Below are 23,170 nucleotides of genomic sequence, written 5' to 3'. Positions count from 1 at the left end.
GCTCGCAAACCCGGCTCACTCCTCGCGCTCACTGGACCGCCTTCGATCGCGACTGCGGGGCTCGCAAACCCGGCTCACTCCTCGCGCTCACTGGACCGCCTTCGATCGCGACTGCGGGGCTCGCAAACCCGGCTCACTCCTCGCGCTCACTGGACAACTCCGATCAGGGTGGCGGCCAGCCCGATCAGCAGCGCGCCGGCCAGCACGCCGGCGGCGGCCCGGGGCAGCGCCGCCCGGTGCAGCGCGGCCAGCCCCGCGCCCAGACCGGTCGCGGCTCGCCCGCTGCCCTCGACGGCACCGTCCACCACCACCTCGTCACCGGCGCGGGCGACGCGGGCCAGTGCGCGGACCGGGCGTACGACGAGGGTGTGCTGGACGTCGTCGAGCCGGAACGCGCGGGCGAAGACCGGCCGCAGCGGACCCAGCGCGGCCGCCGGGTCGGCGGCCGGGTTCCGACGCCACCCCAGGGTGACCAGCGCCGCCCCGACCAGCAGGAACGCGAGCGGAAGCAGCACCTCCGGCCCGACGTGGACCAGGCCGTCCTCGGAGCCCGCCACCGGGACGGTCGGGAACCGGAGCCGATCGGTGAACGCCCCGACGAACCCCACCAGACCGAGCAGCGCGGCCGGCACGGCCAGCAGCAGCACCGGCCAGCGCAGCAACGCGGGTGGGTCGTGCGGCCGGACCAGCGGCAGGCGTGGCGCGCCGAAGAAGGCGCGCAGCAGCAGCCGGCCCGCGTACCAGGCGGTGACGGCGACGCCGACCAGCCCGGCGATCCAGACGATCCAGCCCACCCACGACGGTGCCGGGCCGGTGCCCTCCAGCGCGGCCGACTCGGCCACCGTGAGGACGCCGTCCTTGCTCCAGAAGCCGGCCAGCGGCGGCACCCCCGCCAGCGCGCCCAGGCCCACCACGGTGCACCAGAACGTGACCGGCATGCTGCGCCGCAGCCCGCCCATCTCCGACATCAGGGTGGTGCCCACGGCGTGGATCACCGCGCCCGCGGCGAGGAACAGCAACGCCTTGAACGCGGCGTGGGTGAGCAGGTGGAACAGCGCCGCCGCCGGCGAGCCGACCGCCAGCGCGCCGGTCAGGTAGCCCAGTTGGGACACCGTCGACCAGGCCAGCACCCGCTTGATGTCGTCCTGAGCGGTGGCGGCGAGCGCGCCGAGCAGCAGGGTGATCGCGCCGAGCACCCCCAGCACCGTCAGCGTCACCGGCGCGGCCGTGAACAGCGGGTAGAGCCGGGTCACGGCGTACACCCCGGCGGCGACCATCGTCGCGGCGTGGATCAGCGCGGAGATCGGCGTCGGGCCGGCCATCGCGTCCGGCAGCCAGGTGTGCAGCGGGAACTGTGCGCTCTTGCCGGCCACCCCGGCGAGCAGCAGCAGGCCCGCGGCGGTCAACGTCGCGCTGGAGTGGTCGTGGGCGAGCACGTCGGCGATCCGGAAACTGCCCGTCGACACACCCAGCAACGCGATGCCGAGCAGGAACCCGACGTCACCGACCCGGGTCACCAGGAACGCCTTCATGGCGGCGGCGGGGGCGCCGGCCAGTCGGCGGTCGTGGGCGATGAGCAGGTACGAGCAGAGGCCCATCACCTCCCAGCCGACCAACAGCATGATCAGGTCACCGGCGACCACCACCAGCAGCATGGCGCCGGTGAAGATGCTGATCTGCGCGGCGTACGGCGGGTAGCGGTGATCGACGTCGACGTCGTCGTGCGGACCGCGCCTCAGGTAGCCGATCGAGTAGACCTGCACGGCCAGGGCGACCACGGTGACCGCCACCGCGACAAGCGCGGCGGCGCCATCCAGCCGTACGCCGAGCGTCACCGCCAGCCCGCCGACGTCGACCCAGGTGGTCGACGTCTCCGTCGGCCCGTCGACGGTGAGCAGCAGCGCGACGGCCAGCACCAACGCGCCGGCCGCCCCGGTGACGCCGAGCGCCACGGCCGCCTGTCGGGCCCGGCCGCCGCCTGTCGTGTCGTTGTGGCGCGGGGCCGGCGGCAACAGCAGACCGGCCAGGCCGGCGACCAGCGGTACGGCGGGCAGCAGCGCCCCGAGCAGCCCGGTCACCGGCCCCCCTCCGTGTCCAGGACGGCCGGCTCGCGCCCACCGACGGTCTGCGCCGGCTCGGTCAGCGGCACGTCATCCACGGCGACGGTGGCCCGCAGCCGGTAGAGCTGGAGCACGATCGCCAGCCCCACCCCGATCTCGGCGGCGGCGAGGACGATCACGAACAGCGCGAAGACCTGCCCGGAGTGCGGCAGCACGGCGCGGGCGGTGGTGTCCGCGGTGACCAGGATCAGGTTGACCGCGTTGAGCATCAACTCGACAGACATCAGCACCAGCACCGCGTTGCGCCGGCGCAGCACGCCGTAGACGCCGAGGCCGAACAGCAGCGCGGCGGTGACGTACGGGATGACCGGCCTCACCGGCGCCCCCCGGGCAGGCTGTCGATGAGGTCGGCTGTCCGGCCGTCGCGTTGCGGGTCAGCTCGGCCGATGTCCGGCCGGGACAGCACGATCGCGCCCACCAGGGCGGACAGCAGCAGCACCGAGAGCACCTCGAACGGCAGCACCCAGGACTGGAAGATCTGCTCACCCAGCCGCTCGGCGGTGCCCGCGGCGGGCAGCGCGACGGTGCTCCAGCGGTACGCGTCGACGAGCAGGACGGCCAGCCCCAGCCCGGCGCCGCCACCGATCAGGGCGGCCGGCCAGCCGGGCCGATCCAGGTCGTCGGACGCGCCGATCGGCGCCCGGGTCAGCATCACCGCGAACAGCAGCAGGACCACCACCGCGCCCACGTAGATCAGGACCTGCACCCAGGCCACCAGCTCGGCGCTGAGCACGAGGAAGTCACCGGCCAGCGCGCCCAGGCACACCACCAGGTAGAGCCCGGCCCGGACCAGGTGCTTCGTGGTGACCACCAGCACGCCCGCGCCGACCGCCACCGCGCCGAGGGCGAGCAGCAGCACGTCCGCGCCGGTCACCGGGCGGCCTCTCCGGCTCGGGCGGTCACGTCGCGGGGTCCTGGTCGGCGTCGGGGCGTACCGATGGGGCCGGACGCGCGGCGGCGGCCTTGCGGGCGGCCGCGGTCTCCTCCTTGGCCGGCTCCCCGTTCGGGTCGTGCGCGGGTGGCGCGGGGACGGTGGCCATCCACTGGCCGAGGTGCTCCTTGTCGTGCAGCAGGTCCTTGATGTCGTACTCGGCGTACTCGAACTCGGGTGACCAGTAGAGCGCGTCGAACGGGCAGACCTCGATGCAGATGCCGCAGTACATGCAGAGCGAGAAGTCGATGTCGAACTTGTCGAGCACGTTGCGCTGGCGGGGGCGGGCGGCGCCGGGCACCACCACCTCCTCCTTGTGCGAGTCGATGTAGATGCACCAGTCCGGACACTCCCGGGCACAGAGCATGCAGACCGTGCAGTTCTCCTCCGACAGCGCGATCACGCCACGCGAGCGCGGCGGCAGGTCGGGGGCCACGTCCGGGTACTGCTGGGTGGTCGAGCGGCTGGTCATCGTCTTGAGCGTGACCGCCAGCCCCTTCACCAGGCCCGCGCCGGGCAGGCCGCGCGCGCCGCTGGCGCCGGCCGGGTCGCCGTGCTCGCTGGAGTGGGTCATGTCGACCATCCTGCCCTGTGGCCCCGGCGCGCGCGACCACCACCCACAGGTCGACGACCCTAGGGTGGACGTGGGATGCGCAAACCGGCCGGAGGATCGATGACGACCGAACTGGAAACGTTTCGCACTCCGGAGGGCGGCTGGACCACCGACGATCTCGACAGAATCCCAGACGACAATCGCCGCCGCGAACTGCTCGACGGCATTCTGCTTGTTCCACCGCCTCCGCGAACCACGCACCAGCAGGTCACGGCACGTCTCATGGCGGCGCTCGACGACATGGCGCCAGACGGGTACGACGGCGTCCACGGCGTGGAGGTGCGGCTGAGCGACAGACGGACGTTCGTGCCCGACGGGGTTATCCTCCACGCCGCAGACGACGAAGATCACCGGCACTGGTACGCCCCGCGCGACGTCGTGCTCGCCGTCGAGGTCGTCGGCGAGGGCACCGAGACACTCGACCGGCTGGTGAAGCCGGCGCTGTACGCCCAGGCCGGCATCCCCTTCTACTGGCGGATCGAGACGCAGCGTGGCGCGTTGGAGGTCGTGACCTACCGGATCGACGCGTCGAACGAGGCCTACACCGAGACCGGGCGGTGGACGACGGTCGTCGACACCGGCGAGCCCTTTCCGATCAATCTGCCGATCAGCCGGATCACGCCCCGGGTCCGCTGACGACTGTCGGTGGGAGCATCTCGACGCCGAGCTGTTGCAGCAACTGAAACAACTCGGTGCAGCTCCACACCTCGACGATCCGGCCCGCCGCGTCGAAGCGCAGGAACGTCGCACCGGAGTAGCTGGCCACCTGCCCGGTCGGCGGCACCGGCCCGAACTGCCCGGCGTGCGTGCCGGCGGCCCGCCAGTGCACGGCCACCCGCTCGCCGGCCGCCACCACGTCCACGATCTTGTAGCGCAGGTCCGGGAAGGCCGCCCGCCGCTCCCGGTGCCAGGCCAGCGTCGCCTCCGGCCCGGTGCCGCCCAGCCCCGGGCACTCCTCGGCGATCAACTCGTACGCGGACTCCTCCCGGCGCGCGTTCCACACATCGGCGATGAACCGCCGGGCCGCCGCCTCCACATCCGTCATCCCGGCAGGGTAACCGGGCCGTCCGGCCCCGGAACGGGCCAGGTTGCGCCGCACCGCACGGTGCGGCCGAAGATCCGCGAGGATGGAACGGAGGCGGCGACGAACCGGAGGATGACGTGGGCGAGGAAACAGGCGGGAAGTACGTCGAGCCGGGTGCTGAGTTCACCCGCGACCAGCGGTACATCGCCACTCGGATCACCGAGGACGGGCGCGACGGGTACCCGGTGGAGCCCGGCCGCTATCGGCTGGCGGTCAGCCGGGCCTGCCCGTGGGCCAACCGTCTGATCATCGTGCGCCGGCTGCTCGGCCTGGAGGACGCCATCTCGATGGCGGTGGCCGGGCCGACCCACGACGCCCGGAGCTGGACCTTCGACCTCGACCCGGGCGGCCGGGACCCGGTGCTCGGCATCGAGCGCATCCAGGAGGCGTACTTCAAGCGCTTCCCCGGCTACGAGCGCGGCATCACCGTCCCGGCGATCGTCGACGTGCCGACCGGGCAGGTGGTGACCAACGACTACGCGCAGATGAGTCTCGACCTGTCCACGCAGTGGGGGGCGTACCACCGCGACGGTGCCCCGCAGCTCTACCCCGAGCACCTGCGGGCGCAGATCGACGAGGTCAACGACGTGGTCTTCCGGGACGTCAACAATGGCGTCTACCGGTGCGGGTTCGCCGGCAGCCAGGAGGCGTACGACAAGGCGTACCACCGGCTCTTCGACCGGCTGGACTGGCTGACCGAGCGGCTGACCGACCAGCGTTACCTGGTCGGCGACACCATCACCGAGGCCGACGTGCGGCTGTTCACCACGCTGGTCCGCTTCGACCCGGTGTATCACGGCCACTTCAAGTGCAACAGGCAGAAGCTGAGCGAGATGCCGGTGCTGTGGGCGTACGCGCGGGACCTGTTCCAGACCCCCGGCTTCGGCGACACCATCGACTTCGACCACATCAAGCGGCACTACTACGAGGTGCACCGCGACATCAACCCGACCGGGATCGTGCCGCTCGGCCCCGACCTGTCCAACTGGGTCACCCCACACGGTCGGGAGGCCCTGGGTGGCCGCCCCTTCGGCGACGGCACCCCGCCCCCACCCCCGGCCGAGCCGGTCGACCCGGCCCACACCCCGCTGCGCTGACCGCGCGACCTCCGCACCGGACGCTCCGCGGCGCAACCTGCGGGATGTGCGGCCTGCACGGCGGCCCGCGCGCAAGATCGCGCTCGATCCTGGATCCAGTGGCCTCCCGGACCACCGAGGCCACTACAACAAGGATCGAGCGCGATCATGCGGCGCGCGAGCCGCGCGAGGCGCGATCATGCGACGTTCTCGCCGCGTGCTGCGCGGTCGCGCGGGGTTCGGTTCTACAGGGCTACGCGGACGGCTGCCGTGAGGACCAACTGGGCCAGGGAGGCGGGCACGAGGACCAGCCAGCAGAGGCGCTGGAGCTGGTCCTCACGTAGCCGGGGGTAGGACACCCGCAGCCAGATGATCACGAAGGACACCGCGAAGATCTTGAGCAGCGTCCAGAGCCAGCCCAGCTGATCGTCGGCGAACGGACCCTGCCACCCACCGAGGAACAGCACAGTGGTCAGCGCGGCGATCACCACGATGCCGACGTACTCGGCGAGCAGGAAGAACGCGAAACGCAGACCGGTGTATTCGGTCATGTAGCCGAAGACCAGCTCCGAGTCGGCCACCGGCATGTCGAACGGCGGCCGACGGATCTCGGCCAGCCCGGCGACGAAGAAGACGATCATCGCGGGTGCCTGCCAGAGCAGCCACCACGGCTGCCACGCCTCGACGATGCCCGACAGGCTGAGCGTGCCCGCGGCCATCGCCACCGAAGCGGCGGCCAGCACCAGCGGCAGCTCGTAGCCGAGCAGCTGGGCCGCTCCGCGCAGGCCGCCCAGCAGGCTGTACTTGTTGGCCGACGCCCACGCCGACATCAGCACCGCCACCACGCCGACACCGACCACGGCCAGCACGAAGAACAGGCCGATGTCCAACGGTTGCCCGACCAGGTCGTTCGGGCCGAGCGGGATGACCAGCAGCACCAGCAGGTAGGGCACCAGGGCCACCGCCGGGGCGAGCCGGAACACCGCCCGGTCGGCGTCGCGCGGGGTCACGTCCTCCTTCTGCACGAACTTGACCCCGTCCGCGACCAACTGGGCCCAGCCGTGGAAGCCACCCGCGTACATCGGACCGAGCCGGCCCTGCATGTGCGCCATCACCTTGTGCTCGGCCTGGCCGACAAGCAACGGCAGGGTGAGGAACGCGACGAGCACGCCACCCACCCGCAGCACCAGCTCCACCCAGAGCGGCATCAGGTCGTACCCCCGTCGTCGTCGGTGCGGCCGTCGCGGGCCGGCGGGTCCGCGACCGGCTGGTCGGCTGCGCCGGCCCCGTCAGCGGCCGGGCCGTCGGCGGGCGCGGCAGACCGGGGAGTACGCGCCGGACGGGTCCCCGGCGCGGGCCGCGCCGGACGCTCACCGGCCGGGCGGGCCGGGGTGCCGCCACGCGGTCCCTCTCCCACGCCACCGGCGCCGGCCGGGGTGGGCGTGGTGCCCCACTCGCCCGGCGCGGGTACGCCCGGCGGGCGGATCGGCCGACGTCCACCACCAGCCTCGGACTCGCCCGGCTCCTTCGCGCCCGGCCAGGGCTTGGCCACCCGGGAGGCGAGCACGAACTCCTTGCGCAGCGGATGGCCCTCGAACTCCGGCGGCAGCAGCAGCGGCAGCAGGTCCCCGTGGCCGGCGAAGTCGATGCCGAACATCTCGTGTGTCTCCCGCTCGTGCCAGGCGGCGCCCGGGTAGACGTCGACCACCGAGGCGACGGTGGGCGCGTCGCGCGGCAGCCGGGTACGCAGCAGCACACCGTGCCGCAGCCGCGTCGACCAGAGGTGCGCCACCACGTCGAAGCCGTCGGCCAACTCGTCGACCGCGGAGAGCCAGTCGAAGAAGTCACAGGCCAACGTGTCGTCGTCGCGCGTGGCCCGGACCGCGGTGAGCCAAGTGTCCGGCGGGACGTCCACGGTGGCGCGGGCGAACCGTTGCCCGCCGGAGACCGACGGGGTCGCCGCAACCGGCGCGAGCAGCGCGACCAGCCGAGCGCCGAGGGCTTCGGGAGTCATGTCGCTGATCCTAGTGCCGGTCGGGTCCGCGCCTGGCCGCCGCCGAGGCCTGGTGATCTGCCGGCTTCGGGAGCGGCGCGGCCCTCGGCGGGGAAAGATGAGGTCGTGCGCGCTGTGACTGTGAAACCCGGGGTCGCCAACTCGCTGAGCCTCGTCGAGGATCAGCCGGAGCCGGCTGCCGAGGAGGGCTCTGTCCTGGTCGAGGCGCTGGCGGTGGGGATCTGCGGCACCGACCACGAGATCATCGCCGGGGAGTACGGCGAGGCGCCGCCGGGCGCCGACCGCCTGGTCATCGGGCACGAGTCACTGGGCCGGGTGATCGAGGACTCCAGCGGCACCCTGCAACCCGGCGACCTGGTGGCTGGGATCGTCCGGTATCCCGACCCGGTGCCCTGCTCGAACTGCGCGGTCGGCGAGTGGGACATGTGCCGGAACGGTCAGTACACCGAACACGGCATCAAGGCACTGGCCGGCTTCGCCCGGGACCGCTGGCGGGTCGAACCGCGGTTCGCGGTCGCGCTCGACCCGGCGCTGGCCCAGGTGGGCGTGCTGCTGGAGCCGACAAGTGTGGTGGCGAAGGCCTGGGACCACATCGAGCGGATCGGGCACCGGGCCGAGTGGCAGCCGCAGACGGTCCTGGTGACCGGGGCCGGGCCGATCGGGCTGCTGGCCGCCCTGCTCGGCACCCAGCGTGGGCTGACCGTCCACGTGCTGGACCGGAACACCGACGGGCCGAAGCCGGAGCTGGTCGCCGGGCTCGGCGCCACCTACCACACGGTGTCGGTCAACGACCTGCCCTTCGAGCCGGACGTGGTGATCGAGTGCACCGGCGCTCCCACCGTGGTCCTCGACGTCATGTGCAAGGCGGCCCCCACCGGGATCGTCTGCCTGGCCGGGGTGTCCAGCGGTGGCCGGAGCATCGACTTCGACGCCGGTGCGCTCAACCGGGAGCTGGTGCTGGAGAACAACGTGGTCTTCGGCTCGGTGAACGCCAACCGGCGGCACTGGGACATGGCCGCGCAGGCGCTGGCCCGCGCCGACCAGGTCTGGCTGGAGTCGCTGATCACCCGTCGGGTGCCGGTGAACCGGTACCTCGACGCGTACACCCCCGGGCCGGACGACATCAAGGTGGTGCTGGAGTTCGCGTCCTGAGCGACGCCCCGCCAAATCAGATGCCCGGCAGCCGGCCGTTGCGGAACAGGTCGACGAAGAGCTGGTGGTCCTGCCGGGCACGCACCCCGTACGCGTGGGCGAAGTCCACCAGGTGGGTGACGAAGCCCGACTCGTCGGCGTTCACCGCGGCCACGATCGCCTCCTCGGTGGAATAGTCCACCAGGTCGTGACTGGACTCGTCGTCGGCGACCGAGTGCATCCGGGCCACCGCCCGGCCGAGGTCGACGAGCACCCCGGTCAACTCCTCCGGCTCGTTCACGTCCGACCAGTCCAGGTCCGCGGCGTACGGGGAGACCTCGGCGACGAGCTGGCCGGCCCCGTCCAACTCGGTGAAGCCCAGCCACGGGTCGGCGTGCGCCTGCAACGCCCGTTGGGACTCGGCGGTCCGGTGCCCCTGGTGCTGGAAGTAGCCGCGGACCGACTCGTCGGTGACGTACCGCGCCACGGCCGGCACCTGCGCCTGCTTCATGTAGATGACGACGTCGTTCTCCAGGGCCTGGGTGTGCCCCTCCAACAGCAGGTTGTACGACGGCAGCCCGGCCGACCCGATGCCCACCCCCTTGCGCAGCACCACGTCCTTGATCCGCGCCGCCACCGGCCGGAGCTGCGTCGAGGCGGACGGCAGGGTGCCCAGGTAGTCCTGGAAGGCGGCGCGCACCCGGTCCCGGGTGGCGTCGTCGACCTCGAACACCCCGTCTCCGATGGAGAACCGCCGCTCGTAGTTGTCGATGGTGGTCTGTGTGGCGAGCAGGTCCACGCGGGTGTTGAGCCGGGCCTGCTGGAGCACCCGCCGCAGGACCCCGTCGGCGTTCTCCAGGGTGATCGAGCCGATCGCGTCGTCGCCGCCGGCGGCGATCGCCCGCAGCTCGGTCAGGTACGACCGGGCGAAGCCGGCGACCAGGTCGCCGATCGACGTGTCGGAGAGCGCCTTGCCGTAGCCGAGCAGCGCCACGCTTGCCGCGAGCCGGCGCAGGTCCCAGGTGAACGGCCCGACGTACGCCTCGTCGAAGTCGTTGACGTTGAACACGAGTTGCCCGGAGGCGTTCATGTAGGTGCCGAAGTTCTCCGCGTGCAGGTCACCGTGGATCCACACCCGGCTGGTTCGCTCGTCGAGGAACCGGTCGTCGGCGAAGTCGCCGAGCTGGTCGGCGTAGAACAGCGCGGCACTGCCCCGGTAGAAGGCGAACGGGGACGCGGCCATCTTGCGGAACTTGCGGCGGAAGGCGGCCGGGTCGATCGCCATGGACGCGCCGAACTCCTCGGTGAGCACGTCGACGATGTGGGCGGACCGCTGGTCCACTGAGCTGGTCATGCTGCGCAGGCTAGCCCTGCCCGGCCACCCCGTACGTCGGACGACCGCTTTGCCCTTGCGGCCGACGGATTGAGGCGAGGGGCGACGGGGTATCGCATCGCCGATTCTGGATCAAGGCGAATCGACGGTCGTGCAGGGGCAACCAAACCGTGGGTTCGCTGACGTCTATCTGGTAGCGGGCGTGTTGCGCTCCGGCTGCCATCACGGGAGGACCACATTTTCATGCTCAAGAAGACGGGGACCCTGTTCACAGCGGTACTGCTCGGCCTGACCACGTCGGTCGCCAGCACCGGCCCGGTGGCCGCCGCACCGGCCGACACCGCCGGCGGCACGCTGTCGGTGGGCAAGCTCATCCTCGACCCGACCGAACGGGGCTACCGGGGCAGCGTCCCCCTGACCGTCACCAACACCGGCAGCGAGACCCAGTACTTCTACTACACGCTGCGCGAGCCGGTGCCGGGCGCCTTCCAGCCGGGCACCAGCAACTGCGACAGCTTCGACCAGCGGGTGGAGGACAACCGCCGGGTGTTCAACTGCGCGCTGACCGACGACCTGGCCGAGTTGGCTCCGGGCGAGAGCATCCGGAACGTGGTGGACTTCCAGGTGCTGACCAACCCGCGTACGTACCCGATGAGCATGGCCGGTGGCTGGGTCGAGGTCTACTCGGCCGACGGCGACCTGGTGGCGCGCAAGGCGTTCGGCGCCCGGTTCCGTTCCACCACCGGGTCGCTGGCCCACCCCCGGCCGTACGCGCAGGACACCCGGCCGGACGCCGGCATCGAGTCGGTCGGCCCGGCGACCCTCGACCCGGAGGGCAGCGGCAACCTCTACGTGCCGGTGACCGTCCGGTACCGGGGGGACGCGCCGCACCTCGGGCTGCACGTCAAGGCCAGCCCGCTGCCGGCCGGGTCGCTGATCCAGTACACGGCGCCCTCGGACGGCCCGGTGGGTTCGGACCGCGCCCCGGTGCCCGGGCAGCGGATGATGCCCGGCGAGGTGCGCAGCTTCGGGTTGCTCGTCAGCCCGCCGAACGACCCGGCCGACGCCCGGGACGTCATCACCCTTGAAGTGACGGCCGACTGGTACGAGACGCCGGACGCCGACCCGAGCGACAACACCGCCCAGACCACGCTCGTCGTCGCGGCCGACAACTGATGAGCGCGCGGCAGCCCGCCACCCGGACTCGCCCGGCTGGCGGGCGGCCGCCGTCAGGTCGCGGAGGGTGGGCGTACCGGCGGGGCAGTGAGGGAGTCGACGGAGCGCGGGGCGGCGGCCTCGCGGGGCGGGGCGTCCAGCGGGGCGGCCAGCAGATCTCGTTGCGGCACACCGCCGAGGCCGGACTGCTCGGCGGCGATCTTCTCCTGCAGACGCAGGATGCCGTGCAGCAGCGCCTCCGGCCGGGGTGGGCAGCCGGGCACGTAGACGTCGACCGGGATGAGCTGGTCGACGCCCTTGGTCACCGAGTACGAGTCCCAGTAGGGGCCGCCGCAGTTCGAGCAGGCGCCGAACGAGATGACGTACTTCGGCTCGGGCATCTGGTCGTAGAGCCGCTTGATAGCCGGAGCCATCTTGTCGGTCACCGTGCCGGACACCACCATCAGGTCGGCCTGGCGGGGGCCGTGGGCGAACGGGATCACGCCGAGCCGGATGAAGTCGTGCCGACCCATGCTGGTGGCGATGAACTCGATCGCGCAGCAGGCCAGACCGAAGTTGAACACCCAGAGCGAGTAGCGGCGCCCCCAGTTCAACACGAACCGGATCGGCTCACCCAGAACTGCCGGTAACTGCACGACCGCCCCCTTCGTCCCCCACCGGACAGTCAACCACAGCAGCTCCGAGCCTCGTTCGTGGCTTCTCCGGGCCGCGCACGTCAGCCAACGAGGAAGGCCGGAGGGGGAGCCAGCATGACAGCCTGCCGGTCAGGCCCGGCCAGCAGTGCTGGCCGGGCCCGCTACGCAACAGTCGTCAGGCCGGTACGCAGTGCTCAGGCTGCCAGCGTGGAGCCGGGCGCGGTCAACTCCGCGACGCCCGGACCAGGACCGATCTTCCCGGGAGCACCCGGGCCGGGGCCGATCGCCGTGACGGCTGCCGCCGCGCCACCCAGGCCGAGGGCGAGCCCGGCCGCCGCAGTCACTCCGCTGATCAGGATCTTCCGCATCGTCATTTTCTCTCCCCGTCTCGTTGGTGCTTGATGACTTGACCGTACGGAAGCGGCGAATGCTATGAAATCCACTCATAGGCATACATATAAATATTGATGACTGATGTTCGATTCACGAATCTGTGTCATGCGATGCGTCGTCCTGGACACGACAGAAACGCCCGCAACCCGCCGGTGCGCCCGAGTGTGTGACCGGTGCTGGCGAACCACGCCGCCTGCGGCCACCACGGGGAGGACGAGTGCTTGTGACAAGAGGAGTACGGGTGGGCGGACGTCCACCGGACCCGCCGGGCAGCTCCGCGCCGAAGGCTGCCGAGCTGGTCTTCGACGACTTCTACCACGCGCACTTCCGGGGACTGGTGGTGCAGTTGACCGCGTACACGGGTGACCGTGGGCAGGCGCAGGACCTGGTTCAGGAGGCGTTCTGCCGGGCGTACGCTCGCTGGGACCGGATCGTCGGGTACGAGGACCCCCTGGCCTGGGTACGCAAGGTCGCCTGGAATCTCGGCCACAACCGCTGGCGGCGGCTGCGGACCGCCCAGACGTGGCTGCTGCGGCAGCGGGAGACCTACGCCCCGGAGCCCAGCCCCGACCGGGTGGCCCTCGACACCGCGTTGGCGACGTTACCGCCGAACCAGCGGCGGGCGGTCGTGCTGCACTACCTCGCCGACCTGACGGTCGCGGAGATCGCCGCCCAGGAACAGGTCGCCGAGGGGACGGTCAAGTCCTGGCTGCACCGGGGCCGGGCCACACTCGCCACCCAGCTACGCGACAGCAACGAGGAGGTGCGGGATGTCTGAGCAGGAGGCCCTCGGCCTGGCCGAAGAGTTCACCCGCTACCGCCGTACCGTCCTGGACGAGGTCGAGGTGCCCGGCCCGGCCGCCGTTCGGCGGACGGTACGAGGGCGCGGCCGGCGTCGGGTGGCGACCACCGCTGGCACGGCGCTCACGCTGTTCGGCGGGTCGGCCCTCGGGTACGCGGCGATGAACGGGCCGGACCATCGCCCGGGTCCGGTCGAGCCGACGCGCAGCGTCTCGGCGTCGCCCACGCCGAGCACCTCGGCCAGCTCGACTCCCAGCCCTTCCGCGACAAGCGCCAGCCCGACGACGCCCGTGCCGGACGGCCGGATCAGCCGGGCACAGTTGCTGGCCGCATCGGTGACCCTGCCGGCGTGGCGGCCCGGACGGGGCTGCCCGACGTCGCAGACGCGGATCTCCGCGGACGATCGGGAGGGCGTCAACTGGCTCGTGGCGCTCGACCACGGCGACGTCGACGGGGACGGCGCGGTGGAGACCGTGGCGCTCGTGCAGTGCGTGCTGGGCACCAAGGGGCCGATGCAGGTGGTCGCCTTCGACCGGGACGAGGAAGGGAAGGTGGTCACGCTCGGCCGGGTGGTCGCCACCACCATCGACAAGCCGCAGTGGCTGTTCGCGCTCGACGTGGTGGACGACGGCACGGTCCGCGTACAGGTCGGTGACATCGCGCCCGGGGGCGGCTGGAACGGCGAGTGGTCACAACGGCAGTGGCGGGGCTACCGCTGGAAGGGTGATGCCTTCGCCCAGGTGTCCGGGCCGACGAGCTTCGGCCCGAACCGGCACGACGTCAACCTTGTCGTCAGCGCCACGGACCTGGTGCTGGCCGACGCGCCGGACGGCTCTCGGGTCGGCACGGTGACCGTGCGCATCCGCAACACGACCGGACTGGCCGCCCACATGGCCCTGCGGCTCGGCCTGCCGGCGGCGGTCCGCCCGGATCGCCTTGGCTGGGCGGACTGCCGCAACGACGCGGAGACGACCCGGGAGCCGGTGACCTGCGACCTCGACGGGCTCGACGGCGGCAAGGACGTTCTGCTGACGCTGGGGTTCCGGGTCGCGGCGGGCACCACGGTCGGTACGGGCAAGGCAGACGTGAACGTGCGGCCGATGGACGCGAACTTCGACGTCGTGGAGGAGGTCTACGAACCGGACAACACAGTCGAAATCACCTACCGTTGAGCCGGTCCGGCACGGTCCGATCCGCCGTCGTCCGACGTGCGGACCGGACCGTGCGGTGTCACCAGGTGGGACGTTGCAGCAGGCCGACGAACTCGACGAGTAGGCGCTCGCGCAAGGCCGGCGGGGCGGCGTCCAGCAGCGGACAGCGAATCACAGTCGACGTCCGCGGGCTGGCGGTGGGAGCAGTCGGCCAGGTCATCAAATGTTCACCGAACTTCTCGGAAGACGCCGAAACCCGAGTGCGCTTCCCGGCGTGTGAGCGACGTCGCCCCCGGACCCCGAGGGTGGGTGACAGGAGACGGGGAGGATCAGGTGACGGTGAGCGTCGAATCGAGGCTTGGCAAGCCTCCACCAGAGGAAGTGATCCGGCTGGCCGGCAGGGCTTCGGCCGACGCCGTCGACTTCGACCAGCTCTACCATGCCCACTTCCGCTCGCTGACCATTCAGCTCGCTGCCTACTTCGGCGACTTCAGCCAGGCGCAGGACCTGGTCCAGGAGGCGTTCTGCCGGGCCTTCGCGCGGTGGGGGAAGGTTTCCCGCTATGACGACCCGGTGGCCTGGGTGCGGCGGGTCGCCTGGAATCTGGCCACCAGCCGCTGGCGTCGGCTGCGGACCGCCCAGTCCTACCTGCGGCGTCAACGTGAGGAGCAGGTGCCCGGCCCCAACCCCGACCGGGTGGTGTTGACGCGGGCGCTCGCGGCGCTGCCGCCGAACCACCGACGCGTCGTGGTGCTGCATCACCTCGCGGACCTCTCCGTCACCGAGATAGCCCAGCAGGAGGACGTGCCCGAGGGCACGGTCAAGACCTGGTTGCACCGGGGTCGAGCCGCGCTGGCGGCACAGTTGGCTCCCCAGAACGAGGTGACCGACCATGCCTGAGTTCGACAGCGCCCGACTCGACGCGGAGTTCTCCGCGTACCGGCAGGCAATGCTCCCGACGATCGCGCCGGGCGGCCCGACTGCGGTCCGCCGTACCGTCCGCCGCAGGCGCCGGCGCGCGGCGGTGGCGGTGGCCGCGGCGCTGGTGGTGGCCGTGGCCGTGCCAGTGGCCGGTCAGGCGGGGCTCCGCCGGCACCCGGCGCCAACGGCGACGGCGCCACCGTCCGATTCCCCGTCGCCCTCGCCGTCGCCGTCGGTCTCCTCCGCACCGCCGGTGCCGGACGGCAGAATCGAGCGGACCGAGCTGCTCGCCGCCAACGTCGACCTGCCCGCCTGGGGCGGCCTGCCTGACCGCCCGGACGGTAAGGCGTGTGCGTCTCGTGGGATCCGGCTCAGCGGCGACCCGGTGAGCGATGACCCCAATCTGCTGGTCGAGATGGGCTACGGAGACGTGGATCGCGACGGGGCGACGGAGACCGTCGTCCTGGTGCGCTGCCTGCTCGGCTCCCGAGGGCCGGCGCAGGTGGTCGCCTTCGATCGGGACACGGCCGGCCGGATCGTCACACTGGGCCGGGTGGCCGCCACCGCCGACCCGACTCCGGAATGGCTGATCGGGCTCGAGGTGCGGGCCGACGGCGTAACCCGGGTGGCGATGGCCGACCGGGCGCCGGGGCCCGGTTGGCCTCTCGAGCAGTCGCAGCGCCAGTGGCGCGGGTACCAGTGGGACGGGAGCCGGTTCCGGCAGACCGAGGGGCCCTCCGGCTTCGGTCCCAACCCGCACGCCGCCGACCTGTCGGTCAGCTCGTCGAACCTGGCTCTCGCCCGGGAGCCCGGCGACAGCTTCGCGGGCACGATCGAGGTCCGGGTACGCAATGCCAGCGCGGGCGAGGTGGCCGAGGCGGTGCTGTCGTTCGACCTGCCGTGGCAGTTACGGCCGGTCGGGGATGGCTGGAACCGGTGTCGCGAGAACATGGCCGACGCGCGGGTGCCGTACCGGTGCACCCTGGGCCGGCTGGCACCGCACGCGGACATCCGGCTCACCCTCGGACTGAAGCGTGCACAGGGCACACCGTTGGCCTCGGGCAAGGCGACCATCGAACTCTTCGGCAGCGGCGCCGACGGGACCGCGCTGCTGGAACGCGAACGGGACGACAACCTCGCCACCTTCACCCACTACTACCGCTGATCGACAGCGGCGTGCGGTCCCGGCCGGTCATCCGGCCGGGACCGGACTGCGGCCCGACCTCACCGAGAAGGACAACCGGGTGCAACTGCCCGGGGTCTCTGAACAACTGGGCGTTCGGTGCCCCACCCGCAGGGGGTGGGTCACCGCCGTTCAGTCGTCCGAACCCCAGCTGGGACGTTGCAGCAGCCCGACGAACTCGACGAGCAGCCGCTCCCGCAGCGCCGGCGGGGCGGCGTCCAGCAGCGTGTTCACCACCGCCATCCGGTCCGTCGGCGCGTCGCCACCACCCAGCCCGAGCCCGCCGGCGAGCCCGGCGACCAGTTCGGGGGTGAGCGCGTCCGGCGTCAGCGACGTCGCCAACGCCACCAGCTCGGGCGGGAGGGCCACCGGACCGGCCGCGCGCGCGGCGGCCACCGCGGCGACCAGGTCCGGCCCGAACTCGGCCACCCGGGGCGCCACCGAGGCGGTCACCGTGAGGTGCACGCTGGCCGGGAGCCCGGCGTACGACAGTTGGGGTTGGGTGTGCCAGCCGCGCGCGGTCAGCTCGTCGACGAGCACGAACAGGTCGGGGCCACCCTCGGTGGCGGTGAAGCAGACCACCGTGGACTCGGGTTCGGCCATCAGCCGCAGCCCGTCGACCGCCCGGACCGCGTCGGCCAGGCCGGCGACCGCGTCCCGGGTGGCTTCGGCCAGCCGCAGGTAGCCGTCGTCGCCGAGGTGCCGCAGCGTGGCGTACGCGGCGGCGATCGGCCCGCCGGAACGGGTGGACGCGATCACCGGGTTGATCATCGTGTAGCCGGGCCAGTCCGCGTACGCGAAGTACTGCGGGGCACGCAGTCGGGCGTCGCGGTGCAGCAGCACCGACACGCCCTTCGGCGCGTACGCGTACTTGTGCAGGTCCACCGAGATGCTGGTGACCCCGGGGACCGCGAAGTCGAACGCCGGCACCGGCTCGCCGAGGCGGCGCAGGTAGGGCAGGGTCCAGCCGCCGAAGCAGGCGTCCACGTGGCAGCGCACCCCGGCGGCGGCCGCCGCGGCGGCGATCTCGGCGACCGGGTCCACCACGCCGTGCGCGTACGACGGCGCGGAGCAGGCGACAAGCACCGTCTCCGGGCGGATCGCGGCGGCCATCGCGCTCGGATCGGGACGCAGCGTGTCCGGGGACACCGGCACGACGTCCAGCGCCACCCGCAGGTAGTGCGCCGCCTTGGCGAACGCGGCGTGCGCGGTCGACGGCACCACGATCCGGGGCGCGTCGATCTCCGGGTGCGCGTCCCGGGCCGTCTTGACGGCGAGGATCAGCGACTCGGTGCCGCCGCTGGTGACGCTGCCGACGACGTCCGGGGCGGTGGTGCCCGGGCCGGCGCCGAGCACCCGGCCAGCGGCGCCGACCAGGGCGTTCTCCATGGCCAGCAGCGAGGGGAAGGCGGTTGGGTCCAGCCCGTTGACGTGTGCGCTCTCGCGGTGCGCGGCGGCAGCCAGCTCGTCCAGCCCCGGCACCGCCGGGTCGTAGACGTACGCGAACAGTTGCCCCCCGTGGGTCGGCCGGTCGCCGGCGCGCAACTGGCGCACCTCGGCGAGCACGACGTCAGCGGCAATCCCGGGAGGCAAGGCCCTACTCTCGTCGATCATGGAGTCATGGTGCCCTTCTCGTGACGGTCAACGGCTTTCGTCCCCCACCACAACTCCATGATCGACCCGTCCGGCGCGGGTGGCTGCGGCTAGCGCGGCGGGGGTCAGGGTGTAGCGGCGCAGGAGGAGGACGGGCGGAGCCACCAGCAGGGCCGGGATGATCGTGAAGCCGAGCAGCACGCCCAGTCTGGCCGTGTCGGACTGGGCCGCCGCCGAGCCGGTGTCGGAGGAGACGTAGCCGCCGAGCTGGAGCACCAGCCCGTAGATGCCCGGGCCGAGCGCCAGGCCGAAGGTCTCCCCGGCGGTCCACAGGCCGGTGAAGACACCCGCCTGCCGTCGGCCGGTGCGCGCCGTGTCGTACGCGATGCAGTCCGGCAGCATCGCCAACGCGAAGACCTGCTGTCCGGCGTACCCCACACCGATGACCGCGACCATCAGGTAGACCGCGACCGGCGGCAGCACCGGCGCGGCGACCAGGGCCAGCGCCCCGGCGGCGAGGATCAGCGAGCCGACGACCAGGGCGGTCCGCTTGCCGAGCCGGGCACCGACCCGGGTCCAGAGTGGCATCACCAACAGCGCCGGCCCGACGAAGCAGACGAAGAGCAGGGTTGGCCCGCTCTGCTCGTCGCGCAGGATCTGCGCCGCGAAGTAGTTGACCCCGGCCAGGATCGTCGCCACCCCGGCGGACTGCACCACGAAGCAGATCAGCAGCGCCCGGAACGGGCGGTTGGCCCCGGCCACGGCGAGCTGGGCGCGCAGCGTGGGCTCGCTGCCGCCCACCGCGCCGGTCGGCGCGGACCGGGTGCCGAAGAACGCGCCGAGGGCACCGAGGGCGATCAGCACCGCCACGAACAGGCCCATCCACCGGTGCCCGGCCACACCGTCCCCGCCGGCGGTCACCACCAGCGGAGCGATCGCGCCGGAGACCAGGATGGCCAGCGCCAGCACGGCGATCCGCCAGGTCATCAACCTGGTGCGCTCGGCGTAGTCGTCGGTCAGCTCCGCCGGCATCGCCACGTACGGCACCTGGAAGAAGGCGAACGCGGTGGCGGTGAGCAGGAAGGCGAACGCCACGTACGCGGCGGCGGCCGAGCCGTTGCCGAACGGCGCGGCGAAGATCGACGCGAACAGCACGGCGAGCGCGAGGCCACCGACGAGCAGGTACGGCCGGCGGGCGCCCCAGGGCGACCGGGTGCGGTCGGAGATCCGACCGGCGACCGGGTTGACCAGCACGTCCCACGCCTTCGGCAGCAGCACCAGCAGAGCGGCCAGCCCGGCGGCCACACCGAGCGTGTCGGTCAGGTACGGCAGCAGCAGCAGACCGGGCACGGTGCCGAACGCACCGGTGGCCAGGGAGCCGAGCGCATAGCCGGCGTGCACCCGTCGAGGCAGCGAGCCGGCGCCCGGCGGCGTTTTCATGGGGCCGAATATTACTCACGTTGCGGTGGCGGACACATCCCCTCCTGCGGTCATGAACTGCCGGCCCGTCGCCGGCATCTAACAAGTCAGGTTGCCGGCAGCGAAGCCGCAACCGCGTCCGCAGTTCTGGAGTGTTACCACCGCCGAGGGCAGATCAGCCTGGCGGTCACGGGGGAGGGACAGTGACGTCAACGATGGGCTCCCGCGCCAATCAGCCACCGGCGGTACGGACGGACGGTTCGGCGGTCGAGACCACGATCACCTTCGACGACTTCTACCACGCGCACTTCGGCAGCGTGACCGCCCAACTGTCGGCGTACACGGGGGATCTGGGCCACGCCCAGGACCTGGCCCAGGAGGCGTTCTACCGAGCGCTGGCCCGCTGGGACCGCCTGGTCCGCTACGACGACCCGGTGGCCTGGGTCCGCAAGGTCGCCTGGAACCTGGCACACAGCCGCTGGCGACGCCTGCGTACCGCCCGGGACCACCTGCTGCGACAACGGCGCACCGAGGCCGAGGTGGCCGGGCCGACACCCGACCGGGTCGCCATCGACGCGGCGCTCGCGCAACTGCCGCCCAACCATCGCCGCGCGGTCATCCTGCACTATCTGGCCGACCTGTCGGTCAGCCAGATCGCCGCGCAGGAGGGGGTGGCCGAGGGCACCGTCAAGTCGTGGTTGCACCGCGGCCGGACCGCCCTGGCCGCGCTGCTCGACGAGAACACCGAGGGGGTACGTGATGTCTGACCTCGACCCGCTGCTGCGCGGGCGGCTCGGCGCGTACCGCGATGACGTGATCAGCCGGGTCGCCGGCCCCGGTCCCGACAAGGCCCGCCAGCGCCTGCGCCGCCGCCGACGGATGACGGCCGCCGCCGCCGCGGCGGCGGTCGTCCTGGGGGTGACCCCCGTCGTCATCAACGCCGCGCTGCACGCCGACCGGACTACGCCGGTGCCGGTGGAGTCCGTCCCACCGCCGACCCCGTCCACGTCGGCGCCGCCGACGCCCACGCCGACCGGGTCACCGACGCAGACCCAGACGCCGACGCCCACCGCCCCGACCGGCCCGGCCGGGCGAATAAGCCGTGCGCAACTGCTCGCCACACCTGTCGACCTGCCGAACTGGCAGCCGAGTGAGATGGAGGGCGGCTGCACCACCTCCAACGTGCGGCTGAAGACCAACACGAAGAAGACGTACGTGTCGGAGTTGGCCGACAACGAATTCGAGTACGGCGACATCGATGGCGACGGGGCCGACGAGACCATCGCCATCGTCGCCTGCCGGTACGGCGAAGCGTCGGCCAAGCAGGTGGTGGCCTTCGAGCGGAACTCCGACGAGCGGATCGTGACGGTGGGCCGAGTGGTCCGGACCGACGACGAGTTCACGGACATCCTCGCGGCGGAGATCACCCCGACCGGTTCGGTCCAGGTGACGGTGGCCGACATCGTGCCGTGTTGCGAGATCCCCGACTATCTCCGCCGGGAGCAGGTGCGGACGTACCGATGGGAGGGGCAGCGGTTCGAGCAGACCGACGGCCCCACGACATTCGGCCCCGATCCCCGGCTCACCGACCTGAGGGTGAGCATGACCCACGAGTTGGCCGAGGTCCCCGGTACGGACACCCGACGCGAACTCACCCTGGTCTTCACGGTCACCAACGCCGGCCCGGTCGACGCGCCGCAGGTCGCGTTTCACAAGATCGAACGTGGGGAACGGGCGGGCGGAGACTGGGCCCGGTGCAAACCGGTAAGGCTGTCGGACTCGGATGAACCCGGGTGTCTGCTACCCGGCGTACCGGCTGGTAAGTCGCGCCGCTACACCTTCGTCCAACTGATACCTGGCCAGCCGGGTGCCGACGCCTCCACCCGGAGCTTCCTCATCCTGCACGGCGACACCCAGGACCGCACGTGGCCCGACCGCAAACCAGACGACAACACGATGCCGTCCCCCATCCGGTTCTGAACAGCGACCACGCCCACCGGGCTCGCCGATCACGTGCCGTCGGTGGTCACGGCCTCTCCTCCGGCGACCATCCGGCCGCCGCGATGTCCACGCCCTCGCCGCGCAGCGGCGCCCCCTCGGCGCGCAGCCGGGACCGCGCCTCCCGCTCGTGCCCCGGCGGCAGCCGGCCAGCGGAGGTCACCACCCGGTGCCAGGGCACCGAGCCGCCGTGGCGGGCCATGATGTTGCCCACCAGCCGCGCCGAGGCGCGACCCGAGCGCTCGGCGAGCGCGTCGGCCACCGCGCCGTAGGACATCACCCGACCCTCCGGGATCCGCTCGACCAGGTCGAGCACCGCCTCGACGTACTCGTCAGGAGTCACAATCCGCCACCATATGGGAACGCCGCCGGGCGGTGCCGCCGTGACCACGCAGAATGGTCGCGTGCGCGACGCAGTCACGGCGGCCCGGCGGGTCGTCGTCAAGATCGGATCGTCCTCGTTGACCACCGCGACCGGCGGGCTGGCCGACGAGCGCGTCGACACGCTCGTCGACACCCTCGGCCGGCTGACCAGCGAGGGCCGCGAGGTGGTGCTGGTCTCCTCCGGCGCGATCGCCGCCGGCCTCGCCCCGCTCGGGCTGCCCCGACGCCCGCGTGACCTGGCCACCCAGCAGGCCGCCGCCAGCGTCGGGCAGGGCCTCCTGATCGGCCGGTACGCGACCAGCTTCGCCCGGCACGGCCGCACGGTCGGGCAGGTGCTGCTCACCGTCGACGACGTGACCCGGCGGGCGCACTACCGCAACGCGTACCGGACGCTGCGCAAGCTGCTGGACCTGGGGGCGGTGCCGATCGTCAACGAGAACGACACGGTGGCCACCCAGGAGATCCGGTTCGGCGACAACGACCGACTGGCCGCTCTGGTCGCCGCGCTGGTGCACGCCGACCTGCTGGTCCTCCTCTCCGACGTCGACGCACTCTGGACCGGCGACCCCACCAAGCCGCAGTCGACCCGGATCACCGAGGTCCACGGCGACGCGGACCTCGCCGGGATCACCATCGGCGGGGCCGGCCGGTCCGGTGTCGGCACCGGCGGCATGGTGACAAAGGTCGAGGCCGCCCGGATCGCCACCGGCTTCGGCATCCCGGTGGTGCTCACCGCCGCCGACCTGGCCACGCAGGCGCTGGCCGGCGAACCGGTCGGCACCCTGTTCCACCCGCAGCGGCAACGCCCGACAGCCCGACTGTTCTGGCTGGCCCACGCCACGTCACCCCGGGGGCGGCTGCACCTCGACCCGGGCGCGGTGGCCGCCGTCGTCGGGCGACGCAAGTCGCTGCTCCCCGCCGGCATCACCGCCGTGGACGGCACCTTCACCGCAGGCGACCCGGTGGACCTGGTCGACACCGCCGGCGCGTCGGTCGCCCGTGGGTTGGTCAACTACGACGCGGTGGAGCTGCCGGGGCTGCTCGGCCGCTCCACGTCCGAACTCGCCGCGGCGCTGGGTCCGGCGTACGAACGAGAGGTCGTCCACCGTGACGACCTCGTCCTGCTCTAGGGAGAGCTGGCATGAGTGAGCGTCAGCGAGCGAATCATCAATTCAGGGCTGTGTTGCCTCATGGCGGCACGGAGCGCAGCGGAG

24 protein-coding genes are annotated in these 23,170 nt (G+C 72.1%); 11 read left to right on the top strand and 13 right to left on the bottom strand.

What is annotated here, in order from left to right; all coding sequences use genetic code 11:
- Positions 1-146: 146 nt before the first annotated feature.
- Genes AB0O48_RS08080 through AB0O48_RS08065 form a run of 4 tightly spaced genes read right to left on the bottom strand, consistent with a single transcriptional unit; the run spans position 147 to position 3,634 of the window.
- Positions 147-2,078: an NADH-quinone oxidoreductase subunit L gene (locus AB0O48_RS08080; RefSeq protein WP_365063988.1), complete on the bottom strand. Its 1,932-nt coding sequence runs from the start codon at positions 2,076-2,078 to the stop codon at positions 147-149.
- The gene (nuoK, locus tag AB0O48_RS08075; protein ID WP_357253629.1) at positions 2,075-2,437 is read right to left on the bottom strand and encodes an NADH-quinone oxidoreductase subunit NuoK; all 363 of its coding nucleotides are present in this window, start codon (positions 2,435-2,437) and stop codon (positions 2,075-2,077) included. The genes AB0O48_RS08080 and nuoK overlap by 4 nt, the downstream gene beginning before the upstream one ends.
- Positions 2,434-2,994, bottom strand: a complete 561-nt coding sequence (locus AB0O48_RS08070) for an NADH-quinone oxidoreductase subunit J (protein WP_365063984.1) — start codon at positions 2,992-2,994, stop codon at positions 2,434-2,436. Before AB0O48_RS08070 ends, nuoK begins: the two co-directional genes overlap by 4 nt.
- A 25-nt stretch (positions 2,995-3,019) precedes the next feature.
- Positions 3,020-3,634: an NADH-quinone oxidoreductase subunit I gene (locus AB0O48_RS08065; protein ID WP_357253633.1), complete on the bottom strand. Its 615-nt coding sequence runs from the start codon at positions 3,632-3,634 to the stop codon at positions 3,020-3,022.
- A 90-nt stretch (positions 3,635-3,724) separates the two neighbouring features.
- On the opposite strand from AB0O48_RS08065, the gene AB0O48_RS08060 reads away from it, so the two are divergent.
- Complete coding sequence (locus tag AB0O48_RS08060; RefSeq protein WP_365063980.1) at positions 3,725-4,300, top strand: Uma2 family endonuclease; 576 nt, start codon at positions 3,725-3,727, stop codon at positions 4,298-4,300.
- Here the strand turns inward: AB0O48_RS08060 and AB0O48_RS08055 are convergent.
- A complete protein-coding gene (locus tag AB0O48_RS08055; RefSeq protein WP_357253637.1) occupies positions 4,281-4,709 on the bottom strand; it encodes an ester cyclase in 429 nt (142 codons plus the stop codon). The two genes, AB0O48_RS08060 and AB0O48_RS08055, sit on opposite strands and share 20 nt — an antisense overlap.
- A 116-nt stretch (positions 4,710-4,825) precedes the next feature.
- Here AB0O48_RS08055 and AB0O48_RS08050 point away from each other — a divergent pair, with 116 nt between their 5' ends.
- Positions 4,826-5,845 carry a glutathione S-transferase C-terminal domain-containing protein gene (locus AB0O48_RS08050; RefSeq protein ID WP_357570894.1) on the top strand — a complete coding sequence of 340 codons (1,020 nt, stop codon included), beginning with the start codon at positions 4,826-4,828 and terminating at the stop codon, positions 5,843-5,845.
- A 224-nt stretch (positions 5,846-6,069) separates the two neighbouring features.
- Here the strand turns inward: AB0O48_RS08050 and AB0O48_RS08045 are convergent, their stop codons facing one another.
- The gene (locus tag AB0O48_RS08045; RefSeq protein ID WP_357253641.1) at positions 6,070-7,032 is read right to left on the bottom strand and encodes a complex I subunit 1 family protein; all 963 of its coding nucleotides are present in this window, start codon (positions 7,030-7,032) and stop codon (positions 6,070-6,072) included.
- Positions 7,032-7,838 carry an NADH-quinone oxidoreductase subunit C gene (locus AB0O48_RS08040; RefSeq protein ID WP_357253643.1) on the bottom strand — a complete coding sequence of 269 codons (807 nt, stop codon included), beginning with the start codon at positions 7,836-7,838 and terminating at the stop codon, positions 7,032-7,034. The genes AB0O48_RS08045 and AB0O48_RS08040 overlap by 1 nt, the downstream gene beginning before the upstream one ends.
- Before the next feature lie 105 nt (positions 7,839-7,943).
- On the opposite strand from AB0O48_RS08040, the gene AB0O48_RS08035 reads away from it, so the two are divergent.
- On the top strand, positions 7,944-8,990 hold the full coding sequence (locus AB0O48_RS08035) for a glucose 1-dehydrogenase (protein ID WP_357570893.1): 1,047 nt from the start codon (positions 7,944-7,946) through the stop codon (positions 8,988-8,990).
- 16 nt (positions 8,991-9,006) lie between these two features.
- Here AB0O48_RS08035 and AB0O48_RS08030 read toward each other — a convergent pair whose 3' ends face one another.
- A complete protein-coding gene (locus tag AB0O48_RS08030) occupies positions 9,007-10,323 on the bottom strand; it encodes a DUF2252 domain-containing protein (RefSeq protein WP_357253647.1) in 1,317 nt (438 codons plus the stop codon).
- A 222-nt stretch (positions 10,324-10,545) separates the two neighbouring features.
- Here AB0O48_RS08030 and AB0O48_RS08025 point away from each other — a divergent pair, with 222 nt between their 5' ends.
- Positions 10,546-11,478, top strand: a complete 933-nt coding sequence (locus tag AB0O48_RS08025; protein ID WP_365063972.1) for a hypothetical protein — start codon at positions 10,546-10,548, stop codon at positions 11,476-11,478.
- 53 nt (positions 11,479-11,531) lie between these two features.
- On the opposite strand, the gene AB0O48_RS08020 is transcribed toward AB0O48_RS08025, so the two are convergent.
- A complete protein-coding gene (locus tag AB0O48_RS08020) occupies positions 11,532-12,113 on the bottom strand; it encodes an NADH-quinone oxidoreductase subunit B family protein (protein WP_357253651.1) in 582 nt (193 codons plus the stop codon).
- Between the two features lie 194 nt (positions 12,114-12,307).
- On the bottom strand, positions 12,308-12,487 hold the full coding sequence (locus tag AB0O48_RS08015; protein ID WP_365063969.1) for a hypothetical protein: 180 nt from the start codon (positions 12,485-12,487) through the stop codon (positions 12,308-12,310).
- A 260-nt stretch (positions 12,488-12,747) separates the two neighbouring features.
- Between AB0O48_RS08015 and AB0O48_RS08010 the strand changes: the two genes are divergently transcribed.
- From AB0O48_RS08010 to AB0O48_RS07995, 4 genes are all read left to right on the top strand, one after another.
- On the top strand, positions 12,748-13,284 hold the full coding sequence (locus AB0O48_RS08010; RefSeq protein ID WP_365063967.1) for a SigE family RNA polymerase sigma factor: 537 nt from the start codon (positions 12,748-12,750) through the stop codon (positions 13,282-13,284).
- Positions 13,277-14,479: a hypothetical protein gene (locus AB0O48_RS08005; protein WP_365063964.1), complete on the top strand. Its 1,203-nt coding sequence runs from the start codon at positions 13,277-13,279 to the stop codon at positions 14,477-14,479. The genes AB0O48_RS08010 and AB0O48_RS08005 overlap by 8 nt, the downstream gene beginning before the upstream one ends.
- A 312-nt stretch (positions 14,480-14,791) precedes the next feature.
- Positions 14,792-15,358 carry a SigE family RNA polymerase sigma factor gene (locus AB0O48_RS08000; protein WP_357570889.1) on the top strand — a complete coding sequence of 189 codons (567 nt, stop codon included), beginning with the start codon at positions 14,792-14,794 and terminating at the stop codon, positions 15,356-15,358.
- Positions 15,351-16,544: a hypothetical protein gene (locus tag AB0O48_RS07995; protein ID WP_357253662.1), complete on the top strand. Its 1,194-nt coding sequence runs from the start codon at positions 15,351-15,353 to the stop codon at positions 16,542-16,544. The genes AB0O48_RS08000 and AB0O48_RS07995 overlap by 8 nt, the downstream gene beginning before the upstream one ends.
- A gap of 150 nt (positions 16,545-16,694) precedes the next feature.
- Here the strand turns inward: AB0O48_RS07995 and AB0O48_RS07990 are convergent, their stop codons facing one another.
- Both AB0O48_RS07990 and AB0O48_RS07985 read right to left on the bottom strand, forming a co-directional pair.
- Positions 16,695-18,176, bottom strand: a complete 1,482-nt coding sequence (locus tag AB0O48_RS07990; RefSeq protein ID WP_365063959.1) for an aminotransferase class V-fold PLP-dependent enzyme — start codon at positions 18,174-18,176, stop codon at positions 16,695-16,697.
- Positions 18,177-18,203: 27 nt separating this feature from the next.
- Complete coding sequence (locus tag AB0O48_RS07985) at positions 18,204-19,595, bottom strand: MFS transporter (protein WP_357253665.1); 1,392 nt, start codon at positions 19,593-19,595, stop codon at positions 18,204-18,206.
- Between the two features lie 182 nt (positions 19,596-19,777).
- Here AB0O48_RS07985 and AB0O48_RS07980 point away from each other — a divergent pair, with 182 nt between their 5' ends.
- Entirely contained in the window at positions 19,778-20,341 is a 564-nt protein-coding gene (locus tag AB0O48_RS07980; protein WP_357253667.1) for a SigE family RNA polymerase sigma factor, read from the top strand.
- Entirely contained in the window at positions 20,334-21,554 is a 1,221-nt protein-coding gene (locus AB0O48_RS07975) for a hypothetical protein (RefSeq protein WP_357253669.1), read from the top strand. Before AB0O48_RS07980 ends, AB0O48_RS07975 begins: the two co-directional genes overlap by 8 nt.
- A gap of 46 nt (positions 21,555-21,600) precedes the next feature.
- On the opposite strand, the gene AB0O48_RS07970 is transcribed toward AB0O48_RS07975, so the two are convergent.
- Positions 21,601-21,915 (bottom strand): MGMT family protein, encoded by a 315-nt coding sequence (locus tag AB0O48_RS07970; RefSeq protein WP_357253672.1) that lies wholly within the window; start codon positions 21,913-21,915, stop codon positions 21,601-21,603.
- Between the two features lie 13 nt (positions 21,916-21,928).
- Between AB0O48_RS07970 and proB the strand changes: the two genes are divergently transcribed.
- Positions 21,929-23,086 carry a glutamate 5-kinase gene (gene proB / locus AB0O48_RS07965; RefSeq protein WP_357570887.1) on the top strand — a complete coding sequence of 386 codons (1,158 nt, stop codon included), beginning with the start codon at positions 21,929-21,931 and terminating at the stop codon, positions 23,084-23,086.
- The last annotated feature ends 84 nt before the right edge of the window (positions 23,087-23,170 follow it).

The sequence above is a fragment of the Micromonospora sp. NPDC085948 genome, assembly GCF_040686315.1.
GTDB lineage: Bacteria > Actinomycetota > Actinomycetes > Mycobacteriales > Micromonosporaceae > Micromonospora.
The sequence above is the reverse complement of the archived record's forward strand: the minus strand, read 5'-3'. Positions and strand labels throughout refer to the sequence as shown.